Source organism: Caballeronia sp. DA-9, from assembly GCF_051615025.1.
Lineage (GTDB): Bacteria > Pseudomonadota > Gammaproteobacteria > Burkholderiales > Burkholderiaceae > Caballeronia > Caballeronia sordidicola.
The window spans coordinates 3,343,370-3,357,062 of record NZ_CP195133.1; the positions used below are offsets into that span (position 1 = coordinate 3,343,370).

26 protein-coding genes and 1 pseudogene are annotated in these 13,693 nt (G+C 57.2%); all 27 read right to left on the reverse strand.

The features are described from left to right. Positions 1-20: 20 nt before the first annotated feature. The gene (locus ACRWA7_RS31560; protein WP_047845349.1) at positions 21-998 is read right to left on the reverse strand and encodes a DNA-directed RNA polymerase subunit alpha; all 978 of its coding nucleotides are present in this window, start codon (positions 996-998) and stop codon (positions 21-23) included. 124 nt (positions 999-1,122) lie between these two features. Then, positions 1,123-1,746 carry a 30S ribosomal protein S4 gene (gene rpsD / locus ACRWA7_RS31565; RefSeq protein WP_060858189.1) on the reverse strand — a complete coding sequence of 208 codons (624 nt, stop codon included), beginning with the start codon at positions 1,744-1,746 and terminating at the stop codon, positions 1,123-1,125. Positions 1,747-1,904: 158 nt separating this feature from the next. After that, entirely contained in the window at positions 1,905-2,309 is a 405-nt protein-coding gene (gene rpsK / locus ACRWA7_RS31570; protein WP_006052224.1) for a 30S ribosomal protein S11, read from the reverse strand. A gap of 26 nt (positions 2,310-2,335) precedes the next feature. After that, complete coding sequence (gene rpsM, locus ACRWA7_RS31575) at positions 2,336-2,701, reverse strand: 30S ribosomal protein S13 (protein ID WP_047845347.1); 366 nt, start codon at positions 2,699-2,701, stop codon at positions 2,336-2,338. Positions 2,702-2,742: 41 nt separating this feature from the next. Further along, positions 2,743-2,859 carry a 50S ribosomal protein L36 gene (gene rpmJ / locus ACRWA7_RS31580; protein WP_004199844.1) on the reverse strand — a complete coding sequence of 39 codons (117 nt, stop codon included), beginning with the start codon at positions 2,857-2,859 and terminating at the stop codon, positions 2,743-2,745. Positions 2,860-2,879: 20 nt separating this feature from the next. Further along, positions 2,880-2,954, reverse strand: a pseudogene (gene infA, locus ACRWA7_RS31585) (translation initiation factor IF-1); the annotation flags it as partial. Between the two features lie 51 nt (positions 2,955-3,005). Further along, positions 3,006-4,352 (reverse strand): preprotein translocase subunit SecY, encoded by a 1,347-nt coding sequence (secY, locus tag ACRWA7_RS31590; RefSeq protein ID WP_056355435.1) that lies wholly within the window; start codon positions 4,350-4,352, stop codon positions 3,006-3,008. A 44-nt stretch (positions 4,353-4,396) separates the two neighbouring features. Beyond that, positions 4,397-4,831, reverse strand: a complete 435-nt coding sequence (gene rplO, locus ACRWA7_RS31595; RefSeq protein ID WP_060858188.1) for a 50S ribosomal protein L15 — start codon at positions 4,829-4,831, stop codon at positions 4,397-4,399. A 29-nt stretch (positions 4,832-4,860) separates the two neighbouring features. Then, positions 4,861-5,043, reverse strand: a complete 183-nt coding sequence (gene rpmD, locus ACRWA7_RS31600) for a 50S ribosomal protein L30 (protein ID WP_056355429.1) — start codon at positions 5,041-5,043, stop codon at positions 4,861-4,863. Positions 5,044-5,057: 14 nt separating this feature from the next. After that, positions 5,058-5,576, reverse strand: coding sequence for a 30S ribosomal protein S5 (gene rpsE, locus ACRWA7_RS31605; protein WP_031361566.1), 519 nt, complete (start codon positions 5,574-5,576; stop codon positions 5,058-5,060). Positions 5,577-5,590: 14 nt separating this feature from the next. Then, positions 5,591-5,956 (reverse strand): 50S ribosomal protein L18, encoded by a 366-nt coding sequence (gene rplR, locus ACRWA7_RS31610; protein ID WP_047845342.1) that lies wholly within the window; start codon positions 5,954-5,956, stop codon positions 5,591-5,593. Positions 5,957-5,968: 12 nt separating this feature from the next. Continuing rightward, on the reverse strand, positions 5,969-6,502 hold the full coding sequence (gene rplF, locus ACRWA7_RS31615; RefSeq protein WP_056355422.1) for a 50S ribosomal protein L6: 534 nt from the start codon (positions 6,500-6,502) through the stop codon (positions 5,969-5,971). A 19-nt stretch (positions 6,503-6,521) separates the two neighbouring features. Next, entirely contained in the window at positions 6,522-6,917 is a 396-nt protein-coding gene (rpsH, locus tag ACRWA7_RS31620; protein ID WP_031361569.1) for a 30S ribosomal protein S8, read from the reverse strand. Positions 6,918-6,931: 14 nt separating this feature from the next. After that, complete coding sequence (gene rpsN / locus ACRWA7_RS31625; protein ID WP_031361570.1) at positions 6,932-7,237, reverse strand: 30S ribosomal protein S14; 306 nt, start codon at positions 7,235-7,237, stop codon at positions 6,932-6,934. Between the two features lie 7 nt (positions 7,238-7,244). Further along, entirely contained in the window at positions 7,245-7,784 is a 540-nt protein-coding gene (rplE, locus tag ACRWA7_RS31630) for a 50S ribosomal protein L5 (protein WP_035933066.1), read from the reverse strand. A 13-nt stretch (positions 7,785-7,797) separates the two neighbouring features. Next, a complete protein-coding gene (gene rplX, locus ACRWA7_RS31635) occupies positions 7,798-8,106 on the reverse strand; it encodes a 50S ribosomal protein L24 (protein ID WP_056355419.1) in 309 nt (102 codons plus the stop codon). Positions 8,107-8,115: 9 nt separating this feature from the next. After that, positions 8,116-8,484: a 50S ribosomal protein L14 gene (rplN, locus tag ACRWA7_RS31640; protein ID WP_006052212.1), complete on the reverse strand. Its 369-nt coding sequence runs from the start codon at positions 8,482-8,484 to the stop codon at positions 8,116-8,118. A 287-nt stretch (positions 8,485-8,771) separates the two neighbouring features. Then, positions 8,772-9,044, reverse strand: a complete 273-nt coding sequence (rpsQ, locus tag ACRWA7_RS31645; protein WP_056355415.1) for a 30S ribosomal protein S17 — start codon at positions 9,042-9,044, stop codon at positions 8,772-8,774. Then, positions 9,041-9,235 carry a 50S ribosomal protein L29 gene (gene rpmC / locus ACRWA7_RS31650; protein WP_047845339.1) on the reverse strand — a complete coding sequence of 65 codons (195 nt, stop codon included), beginning with the start codon at positions 9,233-9,235 and terminating at the stop codon, positions 9,041-9,043. Before rpmC ends, rpsQ begins: the two co-directional genes overlap by 4 nt. Before the next feature lie 9 nt (positions 9,236-9,244). Continuing rightward, positions 9,245-9,661, reverse strand: a complete 417-nt coding sequence (rplP, locus tag ACRWA7_RS31655; RefSeq protein WP_031361576.1) for a 50S ribosomal protein L16 — start codon at positions 9,659-9,661, stop codon at positions 9,245-9,247. A gap of 2 nt (positions 9,662-9,663) precedes the next feature. Beyond that, positions 9,664-10,476 (reverse strand): 30S ribosomal protein S3, encoded by an 813-nt coding sequence (gene rpsC, locus ACRWA7_RS31660; protein WP_047845338.1) that lies wholly within the window; start codon positions 10,474-10,476, stop codon positions 9,664-9,666. A gap of 11 nt (positions 10,477-10,487) precedes the next feature. Beyond that, positions 10,488-10,817, reverse strand: a complete 330-nt coding sequence (gene rplV, locus ACRWA7_RS31665) for a 50S ribosomal protein L22 (RefSeq protein ID WP_031361578.1) — start codon at positions 10,815-10,817, stop codon at positions 10,488-10,490. A 12-nt stretch (positions 10,818-10,829) separates the two neighbouring features. Then, entirely contained in the window at positions 10,830-11,105 is a 276-nt protein-coding gene (rpsS, locus tag ACRWA7_RS31670; RefSeq protein WP_031361579.1) for a 30S ribosomal protein S19, read from the reverse strand. A gap of 10 nt (positions 11,106-11,115) precedes the next feature. Then, positions 11,116-11,943, reverse strand: coding sequence for a 50S ribosomal protein L2 (gene rplB, locus ACRWA7_RS31675; protein WP_060858187.1), 828 nt, complete (start codon positions 11,941-11,943; stop codon positions 11,116-11,118). Positions 11,944-11,945: 2 nt separating this feature from the next. Beyond that, the gene (rplW, locus tag ACRWA7_RS31680) at positions 11,946-12,260 is read right to left on the reverse strand and encodes a 50S ribosomal protein L23 (protein ID WP_060858186.1); all 315 of its coding nucleotides are present in this window, start codon (positions 12,258-12,260) and stop codon (positions 11,946-11,948) included. Further along, complete coding sequence (gene rplD, locus ACRWA7_RS31685) at positions 12,257-12,877, reverse strand: 50S ribosomal protein L4 (protein ID WP_056355407.1); 621 nt, start codon at positions 12,875-12,877, stop codon at positions 12,257-12,259. Before rplD ends, rplW begins: the two co-directional genes overlap by 4 nt. Beyond that, complete coding sequence (gene rplC, locus ACRWA7_RS31690; protein WP_438394633.1) at positions 12,877-13,536, reverse strand: 50S ribosomal protein L3; 660 nt, start codon at positions 13,534-13,536, stop codon at positions 12,877-12,879. Before rplC ends, rplD begins: the two co-directional genes overlap by 1 nt. Between the last annotated feature and the right edge of the window lie 157 nt (positions 13,537-13,693).

Sequence of the window (13,693 nt, forward strand, 5' to 3'; positions counted from 1 at the left end):
TCAAGCGTGCAGCTTGATCCTTACTTGTCGAGACCGGCCGGCGGCCAGTTTTCGAGCTTCATACCGAGCGTCAGGCCACGCGACGCCAAGACTTCCTTGATCTCGTTCAGCGACTTCCGGCCGAGATTAGGCGTCTTCAGCAATTCGTTTTCCGTGCGCTGGATCAAATCGCCGATGTAATAGATGTTCTCGGCCTTCAGGCAGTTCGCGGAACGAACCGTAAGTTCGAGATCATCGACCGGACGCAGCAGGATCGGATCGATCTGCGGTGCGCGCGACGGTGCTTCTGCCGCTGCTTCCGTGCCTTCCAGTGCCGCGAATACCGACAACTGATCGACCAGGATACGGGCTGACTGACGAATCGCCTCCTCAGGCGAAATCACGCCGTTGGTTTCGATGTTCATCACGAGCTTGTCGAGGTCGGTACGCTGTTCGACGCGAGCGCTTTCAACAGCATAACTCACGCGCAAAACTGGCGAAAACGACGCGTCCAGCACGATACGGCCAATGATCTTCGCCGAATCTTCACCATAGCGACGCACGTTGCCCGGCACATAGCCGCGGCCCTTTTCAATCTTGATCTGAACGTCGAGCTTGCCGCCCTTCGAAAGATGCGCGATCACATGACCGGGATTGATGACTTCGCAATCGTGCGCGAGTTCGATATCCCCAGCCGTAACAACGCCTTCGCCTTCCTTGCGCAGCGTAACCGTGACTTCGTCGCGGTTATGCAGCTTGAAAACGACGCCCTTCAAATTCAGCAGCAGGTTGACCACATCTTCTTGCACGCCGTCGAGCGTAGAATATTCATGCACGACGCCTGCAATCGTCACTTCGGTCGGCGCATAACCAATCATCGACGACAGCAGCACGCGCCGAAGCGCGTTGCCCAAGGTGTGACCATAGCCCCGTTCGAACGGCTCCATGACCACTTTCGCGTGGCTGTCGCCAAGCGATTCGACTGCAATAATCTTGGGCTTCAACAAACTGGTTTGCATAGGTTTTCCTTTTCAATACCCTCGGCTCGTTACGCCGATAAGGCTGACCGGTGACAACCCGAAAATAAACAGCCGAGGCAACCCCTTGCCTTCCGCAATCAGGGTGCCCCGGCCGCTAATCCGATTAACGCGAATACAATTCGACGATCAGGCTTTCGTTGATATCGCCAGCAATATCAGCGCGATCCGGCATGCCCTTGAACGTGCCTTCGAACTTCTTGGCATCGACCGTGACCCAGCTCGGCATTCCGCCTTGCTCAGCCAGGTTCAGTGCTTCCAGAATCCGCACTTGCTTGCGCGACTGTTCGCGAACCGCGACCACGTCGCCTGCCTTAACTTGCATCGACGGGATGTTGTTCACTACGCCGTTCACCGTGATCGACTTGTGGCCGACCAACTGACGCGCTTCAGCGCGCGTGGAGCCGAAGCCCATGCGATACACCACGTTGTCGAGACGCGACTCAAGCAATTGCAGCAGGTTTTCGCCCGTCGGGCCCTTGCGGCGATCAGCTTCAGCGAAGTAACGGCGGAACTGGCGTTCCAGCACGCCATAAATACGCTTCACTTTTTGCTTTTCACGCAATTGCGTGCCGTAGTCGGACGTACGAGCGCCCGACGTACGACCGTGCTGACCCGGCTTGCTGTCGAGTTTGCACTTGTCGGCGAGCGAACGGCGTGCGCTCTTCAGAAAAAGATCAGTACCTTCACGGCGGGACAGCTTGGCTTTAGGACCGGTATAACGTGCCACTTTGCATCCTTAATAATTGATCACGCGAAGTACGTTCGCGCTAGTTCGAACTCGGTGGATCGAACGGTGGGCTTAGTCAGTATTCTTAACGCTGATTTCATAACGCAAGCAACCCGTCGACGCGCGAGCGTCAACAGGTCAAAGCGCTACGCGACGCCTTAGATACGACGACGCTTCGGCGGACGGCAACCGTTGTGCGGAACCGGTGTCACGTCGGAGATTGCGGTGATCTTGATGCCAAGACCATGCAGCGCACGCACCGCCGATTCACGCCCAGGACCAGGGCCCTTGATCCGCACTTCGAGGTTCTTCACGCCGTATTCCATTGCCACGCGGCCAGCCGACTCGGCTGCGACCTGAGCTGCGAACGGGGTCGATTTACGCGAACCCTTGAAGCCCTGGCCACCCGACGTTGCCCAGGCGAGTGCATTGCCCTGGCGATCGGTGATCGTGATGATGGTGTTGTTGAACGACGCGTGAACGTGAACCACGCCCTCGGCGACGTTCTTCTTGACCTTCTTGCGAACGCGTTGCGCCGCGGAGTTGTTCGAAGCCTTAGCCATTACGTTTTCCTGTAACTATATTCCGCTTACTTCTTCAGCGATTGCGCTGCACGACGCGGACCCTTGCGGGTACGGGCATTCGTACGCGTGCGCTGTCCACGCATGGGCAAGCCCTTGCGATGGCGAACGCCACGGTAGCAGCCCAAGTCCATCAGGCGCTTGATATTCATCGTCACTTCGCGACGCAGGTCGCCTTCTACGATGAACTTACCCACTTCTTCTCGCAGCTTTTCGAGGTCTGCGTCAGTGAGGTCTTTGACCTTCTTCGAAAACTCCACACCAGACGCCACGCAAATGTTGCGAGCGCGCGTGCGACCTACACCGAAAATTGCCGTGAGGCCGATTTCAGTATGCTGGTGATTCGGGATGTTAACCCCTGCGATACGAGCCATTGTTTTTCCTCAAACAAAAAGCGCAAGCAAAAGCGCGGCGTTCAGCCTTGACGCTGTTTGTGGCGCGGATCAGAGCTGCAAATCACGCGCACAACGCCCTTGCGCTTGATGATCTTGCAATTGCGGCAAATGCGCTTAACCGATGCCATCACTTTCATGATATTACCCTTTTTTCAAATCACTTCGCCCGTAACACGATCCGTGTACGAGACAGATCGTAAGGGGTCAACTCAACCGTTACCTTGTCGCCGGGGTGGCCAGCAGCGGGAGAGTCACCTTCCGCCGCCTTTGGCCACCGTCCTGCCTAGCGCATCGGGACGTTGCTACCCTTGAAGTTCGCCTTCTTGAGCAGCGATTCATACTGCTGCGACATAACGTAGGACTGAACCTGCGCCATGAAATCCATCGTGACCACGACAATGATCAGCAGCGACGTTCCACCGAAGTAAAACGGCACGTTCCAACGCAACACCAGAAACTCTGGCAGCAAGCAAACAAACACGATGTAGATCGCACCGGCCAGCGTCAAACGCGTGAGAATCCGGTCGATATACCGTGCCGTCTGGTCACCCGGACGAATCCCCGGTACGAAGGCACCACTCTTCTTCAGGTTGTCGGCCGTCTCTCTGCTGTTGAACACCAGTGCGGTGTAGAAGAAGCAGAAAAAAACGATCGCCATCGCGTACAGCAACACGTACACCGGTTGACCGGGTTTGAGCGCCTCGGCAACGTTGTGCAGCGTGTTCGCGAACCAGCCGGTCCGCGTACCCGAACTGAACCAGTTCAGGATAGTTGCCGGGAAGAGGATGATCGACGACGCGAAAATCGGCGGAATCACACCCGACATGTTCAACTTCAGCGGCAAATGCGAAGACTGACCGCCGTAAATCTTGTTTCCGACCTGACGCTTGGCGTAGTTCACCAGGATCTTGCGCTGGCCGCGTTCGATGAAAACCACCAGAAACGTTACCGCCGCAATCAGCACGACAATGATGATCGCCGAAATGATGCTCATGGAACCGGTACGAACCAGTTCAAAGAGACCACCGATTGCGTTCGGGAAACCCGCCGCAATACCACCGAAAATGATGATCGAGATGCCGTTGCCCAATCCACGTTCCGTGATCTGCTCGCCCAGCCACATCAGGAACATCGTGCCGGTCACCAACGTCACTACCGTCGTCAGCCGGAACACCATGCCAGGATCGATAACGAGCCCAGCTTGATTTTCCAGCGCCACCGCAATGCCGAAGGCCTGGAACGTTGCCAGAACAACCGTGAAGTAACGCGTGTACTGCGTGATCTTCCGTTGCCCTGCCTGCCCTTCTTTCTTCAGCGCTTCCATTTGCGGCGAAACGATCGACAGCAACTGCATGATGATCGACGCCGAGATGTACGGCATGATCCCAAGCGCGAAGATCGTGAACCTGGACAGCGCACCACCCGAGAACATGTTGAACATGCCCAGGATGCCGCCTGACTGGCTCTGGAAAAGCTTCGCCAGTTGATCCGGGTCGATACCCGGCACCGGAATATGCGCACCGATACGGTAGACGATCAGCGCCAGCAGCAAGAACATTGCACGCCGACGCAGATCGCCGAACTTCGCAGCGCTTCGACCGGATTTTGCGAGACTCGGGCTATTAGCCAAGAACCTTCTCCGATGCTTTCGCTAACAACGACAACACGCGCACGTTACTCGGCGAACGAGCCGCCGGCGGCTTCGATCGCAGCACGGGCACCCTTTGTAGCGCTGAGGCCCTTAACCGTGATCTTGCGCGTCAGTTCGCCCGTCTTGATGATCTTTGCGCTCGTAATGAGTACGCCGACCAGACCAGCTTGCTTCAACGCCAACAAATCGACTTCGTCGACCGGCAGCTTTTCGAGATCCGACAGACGCACTTCACCAACGAACTCACGCGTCAGCGAGCTAAAGCCGCGCTTCGGCAGACGACGTTGCAAAGGCATCTGACCGCCTTCGAAGCCGACTTTATGAAAGCCGCCCGAACGCGATTTCTGACCCTTGTGACCGCGACCCGCGGTCTTGCCGAGGCCGGAACCGATACCGCGGCCAACGCGACGCTTTGCGTGCTTCGCGCCTTCTGCCGGCTTGAGGTTATTCAAATCCATATTCAACTCCTTGATCCCTGGTCAGCCGCTTAGCTGAGGACTTTGACAAGGTACGAAACCTTGTTGATCATCCCGCGCACTGCCGGCGTGTCCTGCAGTTCGCTGACCGAGTTGAGTCGGCGCAGGCCCAGACCACGCACCGTTGCACGATGCGTTTCACGGGTCCCAATCAGGCTCTTCACGAGCTGAACCTTGACAGTTTTTTCAGACATGGTGACCACCTGGCTTAGCCCAAAATATCTTCGACGGACTTGCCGCGCTTCGCCGCGATGTCGCCCGGCGTGGACTGCTTGCGCAGACCGTCGAGCGTTGCACGAACGAGGTTGTACGGATTCGTCGAACCGTGGCTCTTCGCCACAACGTTTTGAACGCCCATCACGTCGAACACTGCGCGCATCGGGCCGCCGGCGATAACACCCGTACCGTCCTTGGCCGGAGCCAAAAGAACAGCGGATGCACCATGCTTACCGTGCACTTCGTGTTGCAGCGTACCGTTCTTCAACGGCACCTTGAACATGTTGCGGCGTGCTTGTTCCATTGCCTTTTGAACAGCAACCGGAACTTCCTTCGCTTTGCCCTTGCCCATGCCGATGCGGCCATCGCCATCACCAACCACGGTCAGTGCGGCAAAACCGAGAATCCGGCCGCCCTTCACAACCTTGGTCACGCGATTGACCGCGATCATCTTTTCACGGAGGCCGTCGTCGCGTTCTTCAGCCTTCACATTCGCTTGCATCTTTGCCATGACGAATTCTTCCCTTAGAACTTGAGTCCGGCTTCGCGTGCCGCATCAGCCAGCGCTTTCACGCGGCCGTGGTAACGGAAACCTGAACGGTCGAAGGCGACGGATTCGACGCCGGCTGCCTTGGCTTTTTCAGCAATACGCTTACCGACAGCGATCGCAGCGTTGACGTTGCCGCCCTTACCGGTCTTGTCGGCCAGTTCGGCACGCACTTCAGCTTCGAGCGTCGACGCGCTTGCCAGCACCTTGGTGCCGCACGGCGAGAACACTTGCGCATAGATATGCGTGTTCGTGCGATGCACAGCCAGACGTGCGACCTGCAGCTCAGCGATCTTGACGCGCGTCTGTTTAGCGCGGCGCAGGCGAGATTGAGTCTTATCCATGATTGCGCACCCTTACTTCTTCTTCGTTTCTTTGAGGATGACGACTTCGCCGAAGTAGCGCACGCCCTTGCCCTTGTAGGGCTCCGGCGGACGGTAGCCACGAACTTCCGCAGCGACCTGGCCAACTTTCTGCTTGTCGATCCCCTTGATCACGATTTCGGTTTGCGTCGGGGTTTCAACTTTGACGCCTTCCGGCATCGCGTGCACCACGGGGTGCGAGAAACCCAGCGACAGATTCAGCTTGTCGCCCTGCGCCTGCGCGCGATAACCAACGCCAACCAGCGTCAGCTTGCGCTCGAAACCCTTCGTAACGCCATTCACCATGTTCGCCACAAGGGCGCGCATCGTGCCCGACATCGCATTCGCTTCACGGCTTTCATCAGCCGGGGCGAAGTTGAGCGTGCCGTTGTCGTTTGCTACCGTAACAAGCGGGTTGGCCGCTTGCGTAATCGTACCCAGCGGGCCCTTGACGGTGATCACTTCGCCGCTAAAGGCCACTTCCGCGCCTTGCGGCAGCGTAATCGGGCTTTTACCTACTCGAGACATGTTTCTTCTCCTTTTCGGCTTAAGCGACGTAGCAGAGGACTTCGCCGCCGACGCCGGTCTGGCGCGCCTTGCGGTCGGTCATCACACCCTGGGGCGTCGACACGATTGCAACGCCAAGACCGTTCATCACAACCGGAATGTCGTTACGACCGCGATACACACGCAGACCAGGCTTCGAGACGCGTTCAATGCGCTCGATAACCGGACGGCCAGCGTAGTACTTCAACGCGATATTCAATTCCGACTTCGCACCTTCAGACTTCACTGCGAAATCGTCGATATAACCTTCGTCCTTCAAAACCTGCGCAATCGCAACCTTGACTTTCGACGAGGGCATTGTCACCGACACTTTCTCAACCATCTGCGCATTGCGGATGCGAGTCAGCATATCGGCGATAGGATCACTCATGCTCATTTACGTATCTCCTATTACCAGCTCGCCTTGGTCAGGCCAGGGATTTCGCCGCGGAAAGCGATTTCGCGAATCTTGCTGCGTGCCAATCCGAATTTGCGGAACGTGCCACGCGGACGACCCGTGATCGCGCAGCGGTTACGCTTGCGAGTGGGGTTCGAGTTGCGGGGCAGTTGTTGCAGTTCGAGACGAGCGGCGTAACGCTCTTCGTCCGACTTGCTCGCGTCATCGATGACTGCCTTGAGCGCCGTACGCTTGGGAGCGTACTTTGCAGCGAGGCGAGCACGCTTCTTTTCACGTTCGATCAGTGCCAGTTTAGCCACGGTAACCTCAGTTTCTGAACGGGAACTTGAAGCTGGCGAGCAGTGCCTTCGCTTCATCGTCAGTCTTCGCGGTCGTCGTGATGCTGATGTTCAGCCCACGAAGCGCGTCGATCTTGTCGTAGTCGATCTCGGGGAAAATGATCTGCTCTTTCACACCGATGTTGTAGTTGCCGCGACCGTCGAACGCACGACCCGATACACCGCGGAAGTCGCGAACCCGGGGGAGCGCAACCGTCACGAAACGATCGAGAAATTCGTACATGGCCTGGCCGCGCAGCGTAACCATCGCGCCGATCGGGTAGCCCTGACGAATCTTGAAGCCAGCGATAGCCTTGCGTGCCTTCGTGATAACCGGCTTCTGGCCGGCAATCTTCGTCAGGTCGCCAACGGCGTTTTCGATGATCTTCTTGTCGGCGACGGCTTCGCCAAGACCCATGTTCAGGGTGATCTTGGTGATGCGCGGCACTTCCATGATGGACTTGTAGCCGAACTTCTCAACGAGGCCGGGTACAACCTTCTCTTTATAAAATTCTTGCAGACGTGCCATTTTTTACTCCGCGTCAGACGCTAAGCGTGGCACCGGTCGACTTCAAGAAGCGAACCTTCTTGTCGCCTTCGACCTTGATGCCCACACGTGACGCCTTGCCATTCGCGTCGACCAATGCGACGTTCGAAATATGCAGCGGCATCGTCTTGGCTTCCACGCCGCCCGTCGTACCCTTCATCGGGTTCGGCTTGACATGCTTCTTGACGAGATTGATACCCTCGACCGTCACACGCTCTTCACCAACAGACAGCACGACGCCGCGCTTGCCTTTATCTTTGCCAGCGGTAACGATAACTTCGTCACCTTTGCGAATCTTATTCATCGCGACTCCTTACAGCACTTCCGGCGCGAGCGAAACGATCTTCATAAATCGTTCACTACGCAATTCACGCGTAACCGGTCCGAAAATACGCGTACCGATAGGCTCGAGCTTGGCATTCAAAAGTACGGCGGCATTGCCGTCGAACTTGATCAGCGAGCCGTCCTGGCGGCGCACGCCCTTGGCCGTACGAACGACCACGGCGTTGTAGATTTCGCCCTTCTTCACGCGTCCGCGCGGCGTTGCTTCCTTGACGGTCACCTTGATGATGTCGCCAATGCTAGCGTAACGACGCTTCGAGCCGCCGAGCACCTTGATGCACATCACTTCACGTGCACCCGTGTTGTCGGCAACTTCAAGCCGAGTTTCGGTCTGAATCATGGTTTATCTTTCCCAACTTAATCCAGCTACGCCACCATGGCGCACCCGGTCAGTCTTGGTCCCGTCAGCCTGGTGGCTGCTTGGGTTAGAACAGGCAGCGAGGGCAGACGAAACCCGCCATCGCAATCCGGTGAATCTGTCAACACGAACTGGCGTTCGCGCCGGCTTCCCCCACCTACTTCGCCCGCGATGGGGCTCCCACAAAGAGGGAAGACCGAAATTATAACGCATAATTTCGGTCTTGCAAGCGAAAGTTACTGCGACACTTCTTTGTAGCAATTTACCGCTTAAATAACGCGTGCAGCTTCCAGCAATTTCGATACAACCCAGGCTTTCGTCTTGGAAATAGGACGGGTTTCCTGGATCTCGACGAGATCGCCTTCGTTATACGTGTTCGCGTCGTCGTGAGCGTGGTACTTCTTCGACCGTACGACGTACTTGCCGTAGATCGGGTGCTTTACGCGATGCTCGACCAGCACGGTGACCGTCTTTTCCATCTTGTTGCTGACGACCTTGCCGACCAGCGTCCGCTTGAGCGAGGTTTTTACGCTATCGTTCATTTCTGGTTCGCCTTCTCAGTCAGGACGGTCCGCACACGAGCGATGTCGCGACGAACCTTCTTCAATTGACTGTTATTCGTCAATTGCTGGGTCGCGAGTTGCATGCGCAGGCCGAATTGCGCCTTCAGCAGGTCCGTCAGCTCTTGATTGAGAGCGGCCTGGTCTTTCTGGTGAAGTTCGGAAGCCTTCATCATTGCTCCTTAGGCGCCGAGCTGGCGAGAAACGAAGTACGTCTTCAGCGGCAGCTTCGCTGCAGCCAGACGGAACGCTTCACGTGCCAACTCTTCAGTAACACCGTCCATTTCATACAACATCTTGCCCGGTTGAATCTCTGCGACGTAGTACTCAGGGTTACCTTTACCGTTACCCATCCGTACTTCAGCCGGCTTTTGCGAGATCGGCTTGTCCGGGAAAATGCGGATCCAGATACGGCCGCCACGTTTAATGTGACGCGTCATTGCACGACGCGCCGCTTCGATTTGGCGCGCGGTCAAACGGCCGCGACCGATAGCCTTCAGGCCATATTCACCGAACGACACTGCGTTGCCGCGCGTCGCCTTGCCGGTGTTACGACCCTTTTGCTCTTTGCGATACTTTCTGCGTTTCGGTTGCAGCATCGTTATTCTCCAGTCTTCCCGTCGCCGCCGGCACCGCCAGCACGACGGGGAGCGCCACGGCGCGCACCTGCGTTTGCCGGGCCACCACCTTCACCGTCACGACGCGGACGGCGATCGCCACCCGGACGTGCGTTGCGGCGCGGACGCTTGTCTTCGGCTACTTCTTCGACCACCGGTGCATCATTGCGGCCCAGCGTGTCGCCCTTGTAGACCCACACTTTCACGCCGATGATGCCGTAGGTCGTCTTCGCTTCCGAGGTTGCGTAGTCAATATCGGCACGCAGCGTGTGAAGCGGAACGCGACCTTCGCGATACCACTCCGTACGAGCGATTTCGATACCGTTCAGACGGCCCGCGCTCATGATCTTGATACCCTGGGCACCCAGACGCATGGCGTTTTGCATCGCACGCTTCATCGCGCGGCGGAACATGATCCGGCGCTCGAGTTGCTGCGTGATCGAATCAGCGATCAACTGTGCATCGGTTTCCGGCTTGCGGATTTCTTCGATGTTGACGTGGACCGGAACGCCCATGCGGCGTTGCAGTTCCGACTTCAACAGTTCGATATCCTCGCCCTTCTTGCCGATCACAACGCCCGGACGCGAGCTGTAAATCGTGATGCGTGCGTTCTTTGCCGGACGCTCGATGACCACCCGACCAACCGAAGCGTTTTTCAGCTTCTTCTTCAGGTACTCACGAACACCGATGTCTTCCTGCAGCATCGACGCGAAATTGGTGTTGTTCGCGTACCAACGCGACGCCCAATTTCGGCTGACAGCCAGACGGAAGCCTGTCGGATGAATTTTTTGTCCCATCGTATGGCTCCTTAATTCCCGACCGTCACAGTGATGTGACAGGATTGCTTCTCGATGCGGTTACCGCGGCCTTTTGCACGCGCGGTAAAACGCTTCAGGGAAGCGGCCTTGTCGACCATGATGCTCGTTACCTTGAGCTCGTCGATGTCGGCGCCTTCGTTGTGTTCCGCATTCGCGATCGCAGACAACACGACCTTCTTGACAATACCCGCCGCCTTCTTCGGCGAGAACGTCAGAACGTTCAGCGCCTTGTCGACCGGCAAACCACGGATCTGGTCAGCCACAAGACGCGTTTTCTGCGCCGAGATGCGGGCACCGCGATGAATAGCTTTTACTTCCATCTTGATAGCCCCTTATTTCTTGGCCTTCTTGTCGGCTGCATGACCCTTGAACGTACGGGTCAATGCGAACTCGCCAAGTTTGTGGCCGACCATGTTTTCCGAAACATAAACCGGGACGTGTTGACGGCCGTTATGCACGGCGATCGTCAGACCGATAAAGTCCGGCAGGATCGTCGAACGACGCGACCAGGTCTTGATCGGTTTCTTGTCACGCGCAGCTGCGGCAGCCTCAACCTTCTTCAGCAAATGAGCGTCGCAGAACGGACCTTTTTTAACAGAACGTGCCATTGCTTACTCCTTAGCGCTTGTGACGGCGCTGAACGATCATCGTCGTCGTGCGCTTGTTGCTGCGGGTGCGATAACCCTTGGCCGGGGTTCCCCACGGGCTGACCGGATCGCGACCTGCTGCCGTCTTACCTTCACCACCACCGTGCGGGTGATCGACCGGGTTCATTGCAACGCCACGCACCGTCGGGCGGATACCGCGCCAGCGGTTAGCACCGGCCTTACCGATTTGACGGAGGCTGTGCTCTTCGTTGCCAACTTCACCAATCGTCGCGCGGCACTCAACGTGCACACGGCGAATTTCACCCGAACGCAGGCGAACCTGAGCGTACGTGCCTTCGCGAGCCAGCAGCATTGCGGACGTGCCAGCCGAACGCGCCATTTGCGCGCCCTTGCCCGGCAGCATTTCGATGCAGTGAATCGTCGTACCGACCGGAATGTTGCGGATCGGCAGGGTATTACCCGAGCGGATCGGCGCTTCCGAACCCGACATCAACGACTGACCCACCGTCGCGCCCTTCGGAGCGATGATGTACTTGCGCTCGCCGTCTGCGTACAGAACCAGCGCAATGTTCGCGCTACGGTTCGGATCGTATTCAAGACGTTCGATCTTTGCCGGAATGCCGTCCTTGTTGCGACGGAAGTCGACCATACGGTAGTGCTGCTTATGACCGCCACCCTTGTGACGCGTCGTGATGCGACCGGAGTTGTTCCGGCCGGCGGTCACGGACTGCGAGTCGAGCAGCGCTGCGTGCGGCTTGCCCTTGTACAGATCCTTGTTGACCACCTTGACCATCGCGCGGCGACCCGGCGAAGTCGGCTTAACTTTTACGATTGCCATGATTACTTGGCCTCCGCTTCAAAGTTGATTTCCTGGCCGGGCTTCAGGCAGACATACGCCTTCTTCACGTCTTTGCGCTTGCCCATGAATCGGCCAAAGCGCTTGGCTTTACCCTTCGTGACCAGCACGTTGACGGAATTGACTTCCACCTTGAACAGCAGCTCGACAGCGGCCTTCACTTCCTGCTTCGTGGCATCGGGCGCGACTTCGAACACGACTTGCTCGTTCTTGTCGGCCACCAGCGTCGCCTTTTCGGAGACTACCGGCGCGAGCAGGACCTGCATCAAACGATGATCGTTCTTGCGAATCTCGCTCATGACAGCAACTCCTCGATCTGGGCGACCGCAGCCTTCGTAATCAGGATCTTCTTGAAGTAGATCAACGAGAGCGGGTCGGCGTAACGCGGCTCGACAACGGCCACGTGGGCCAGATTGCGCGACGCGAGGTACAGGTTTTCGTCGACCGTGTCAGTAATGACCAGGACCGATTCCAGACCCATTGCCTTGAATTTTTCGGCCAGCAGCTTCGTCTTCGGCGCTTCGAGCGTGAGCTCGTCAACTACCGAAATACGGCCTTCGCGGGCGAGCTGCGAGAAGATCGAGCAGAGACCTGCGCGATGCATCTTCTTGTTGACCTTGTGCGAAAAGTTTTCTTCCGGCGAATTCGGGAAGATACGGCCACCGCCGCGCCACAACGGGCTCGACGACATACCGGCACGAGCGCGGCCCGTACCCTTTTGGCGCCACGGCTTCTTGGTCGTGTGCTTGACTTGCTCACGATCCTTCTGCGCGCGGTTACCGCTACGTGCGTTGGCTTGATAGGCCGTGACGACCTGATGGATCAGCGCTTCGTTGTAATCGCGACCGAACACGACGTCCGATGCGTTCACACCCGTGCCTTCCTGACCATTGGCGTTCAGGAGCTTAAGTTCCATTATTTCGCTCCTTTCACAGCGCGCGCCTTGACTGCCGGCGTCACGAAGACCTTACCGCCCTTGGCGCCAGGAACAGCGCCGCGAACCAGCAACAGATTGCGGTCAGCGTCAATGCGAGCGATCACGAGATTCTGCACCGTAACCGTTTCGTCGCCCATGTGACCCGTCATGCGCTTACCCGGGAAAACACGACCCGGATCCTGCGCCATACCGATCGAACCAGGAACGTTGTGCGAACGCGAGTTACCGTGCGATGCGCGACCCGAAGCAAAGTTGTGACGTTTGATGGTACCGGCGTAGCCCTTACCGATCGACACGCCTTGCACGTCGACTTTCTGGCCCACTTCGAAGATGTCCGTACCGATCACAGTACCGCTCGACAACTCGGCAGCCTTCGTGGAATCGATCTGGAATTCTTTGAGAACTTCACCAGCTTGAACGCCGGCTTTGGCAAGGTGACCTGCCAGCGGCTTCGTCACGCGCGATGCGCGGCGAGTGCCGAATGCAACTTGAACGGCGATGTAACCATCCGTTTCTACAGACTTGATCTGCGTCACTCGGTTGTCCGACACGTCCAGTACGGTGACGGGAATCGAATCCCCTTCAGGCGTAAAGATACGGGTCATGCCAACCTTGCGACCTACGAGTCCAAGGCTCATCGTTTTCTCCATTCCCAACTGCGATTGGTCGGGGCTGATTTACAAAATGCCGGCCAATTCCTGAGAACTCATCTCGAGAAAAGCCGACTTTTTTGCGCAAATGCGCGAAAAGCCTTGGAGTATAACAAGGCTTTTCGTTTTCCGCAAGCAATCAAAG

Bases quoted from the DNA above. Each gene is read 5' to 3' on its own strand.
- ACRWA7_RS31560 (WP_047845349.1), bottom strand. From the start codon at position 998: ATGCAAACCAGTTTGTTGAAGCCCAAGATTATTGCAGTCGAATCGCTT.
- rpsK (WP_006052224.1), bottom strand. From the start codon at position 2,309: ATGGCTAAGGCTTCGAACAACTCCGCGGCGCAACGCGTTCGCAAGAAG.
- rpsM (WP_047845347.1), bottom strand. From the start codon at position 2,701: ATGGCTCGTATCGCAGGGGTTAACATCCCGAATCACCAGCATACTGAA.
- rpmJ (WP_004199844.1), bottom strand. From the start codon at position 2,859: ATGAAAGTGATGGCATCGGTTAAGCGCATTTGCCGCAATTGCAAGATC.
- rplO (WP_060858188.1), bottom strand. From the start codon at position 4,831: ATGGATTTGAATAACCTCAAGCCGGCAGAAGGCGCGAAGCACGCAAAG.
- rpmD (WP_056355429.1), bottom strand. From the start codon at position 5,043: ATGTCTGAAAAAACTGTCAAGGTTCAGCTCGTGAAGAGCCTGATTGGG.
- rpsE (WP_031361566.1), bottom strand. From the start codon at position 5,576: ATGGCAAAGATGCAAGCGAATGTGAAGGCTGAAGAACGCGACGACGGC.
- rplR (WP_047845342.1), bottom strand. From the start codon at position 5,956: ATGGATAAGACTCAATCTCGCCTGCGCCGCGCTAAACAGACGCGCGTC.
- rplF (WP_056355422.1), bottom strand. From the start codon at position 6,502: ATGTCTCGAGTAGGTAAAAGCCCGATTACGCTGCCGCAAGGCGCGGAA.
- rpsH (WP_031361569.1), bottom strand. From the start codon at position 6,917: ATGAGCATGAGTGATCCTATCGCCGATATGCTGACTCGCATCCGCAAT.
- rplE (WP_035933066.1), bottom strand. From the start codon at position 7,784: ATGGCACGTCTGCAAGAATTTTATAAAGAGAAGGTTGTACCCGGCCTC.
- rplX (WP_056355419.1), bottom strand. From the start codon at position 8,106: ATGAATAAGATTCGCAAAGGTGACGAAGTTATCGTTACCGCTGGCAAA.
- rplN (WP_006052212.1), bottom strand. From the start codon at position 8,484: ATGATTCAGACCGAAACTCGGCTTGAAGTTGCCGACAACACGGGTGCA.
- rpsQ (WP_056355415.1), bottom strand. From the start codon at position 9,044: ATGAACGATAGCGTAAAAACCTCGCTCAAGCGGACGCTGGTCGGCAAG.
- rpmC (WP_047845339.1), bottom strand. From the start codon at position 9,235: ATGAAGGCTTCCGAACTTCACCAGAAAGACCAGGCCGCTCTCAATCAA.
- rplP (WP_031361576.1), bottom strand. From the start codon at position 9,661: ATGCTGCAACCGAAACGCAGAAAGTATCGCAAAGAGCAAAAGGGTCGT.
- rpsC (WP_047845338.1), bottom strand. From the start codon at position 10,476: ATGGGACAAAAAATTCATCCGACAGGCTTCCGTCTGGCTGTCAGCCGA.
- rplV (WP_031361578.1), bottom strand. From the start codon at position 10,817: ATGGAAGTAAAAGCTATTCATCGCGGTGCCCGCATCTCGGCGCAGAAA.
- rpsS (WP_031361579.1), bottom strand. From the start codon at position 11,105: ATGGCACGTTCTGTTAAAAAAGGTCCGTTCTGCGACGCTCATTTGCTG.
- rplB (WP_060858187.1), bottom strand. From the start codon at position 11,943: ATGGCAATCGTAAAAGTTAAGCCGACTTCGCCGGGTCGCCGCGCGATG.
- rplW (WP_060858186.1), bottom strand. From the start codon at position 12,260: ATGAGCGAGATTCGCAAGAACGATCATCGTTTGATGCAGGTCCTGCTC.
- rplD (WP_056355407.1), bottom strand. From the start codon at position 12,877: ATGGAACTTAAGCTCCTGAACGCCAATGGTCAGGAAGGCACGGGTGTG.
- rplC (WP_438394633.1), bottom strand. From the start codon at position 13,536: ATGAGCCTTGGACTCGTAGGTCGCAAGGTTGGCATGACCCGTATCTTT.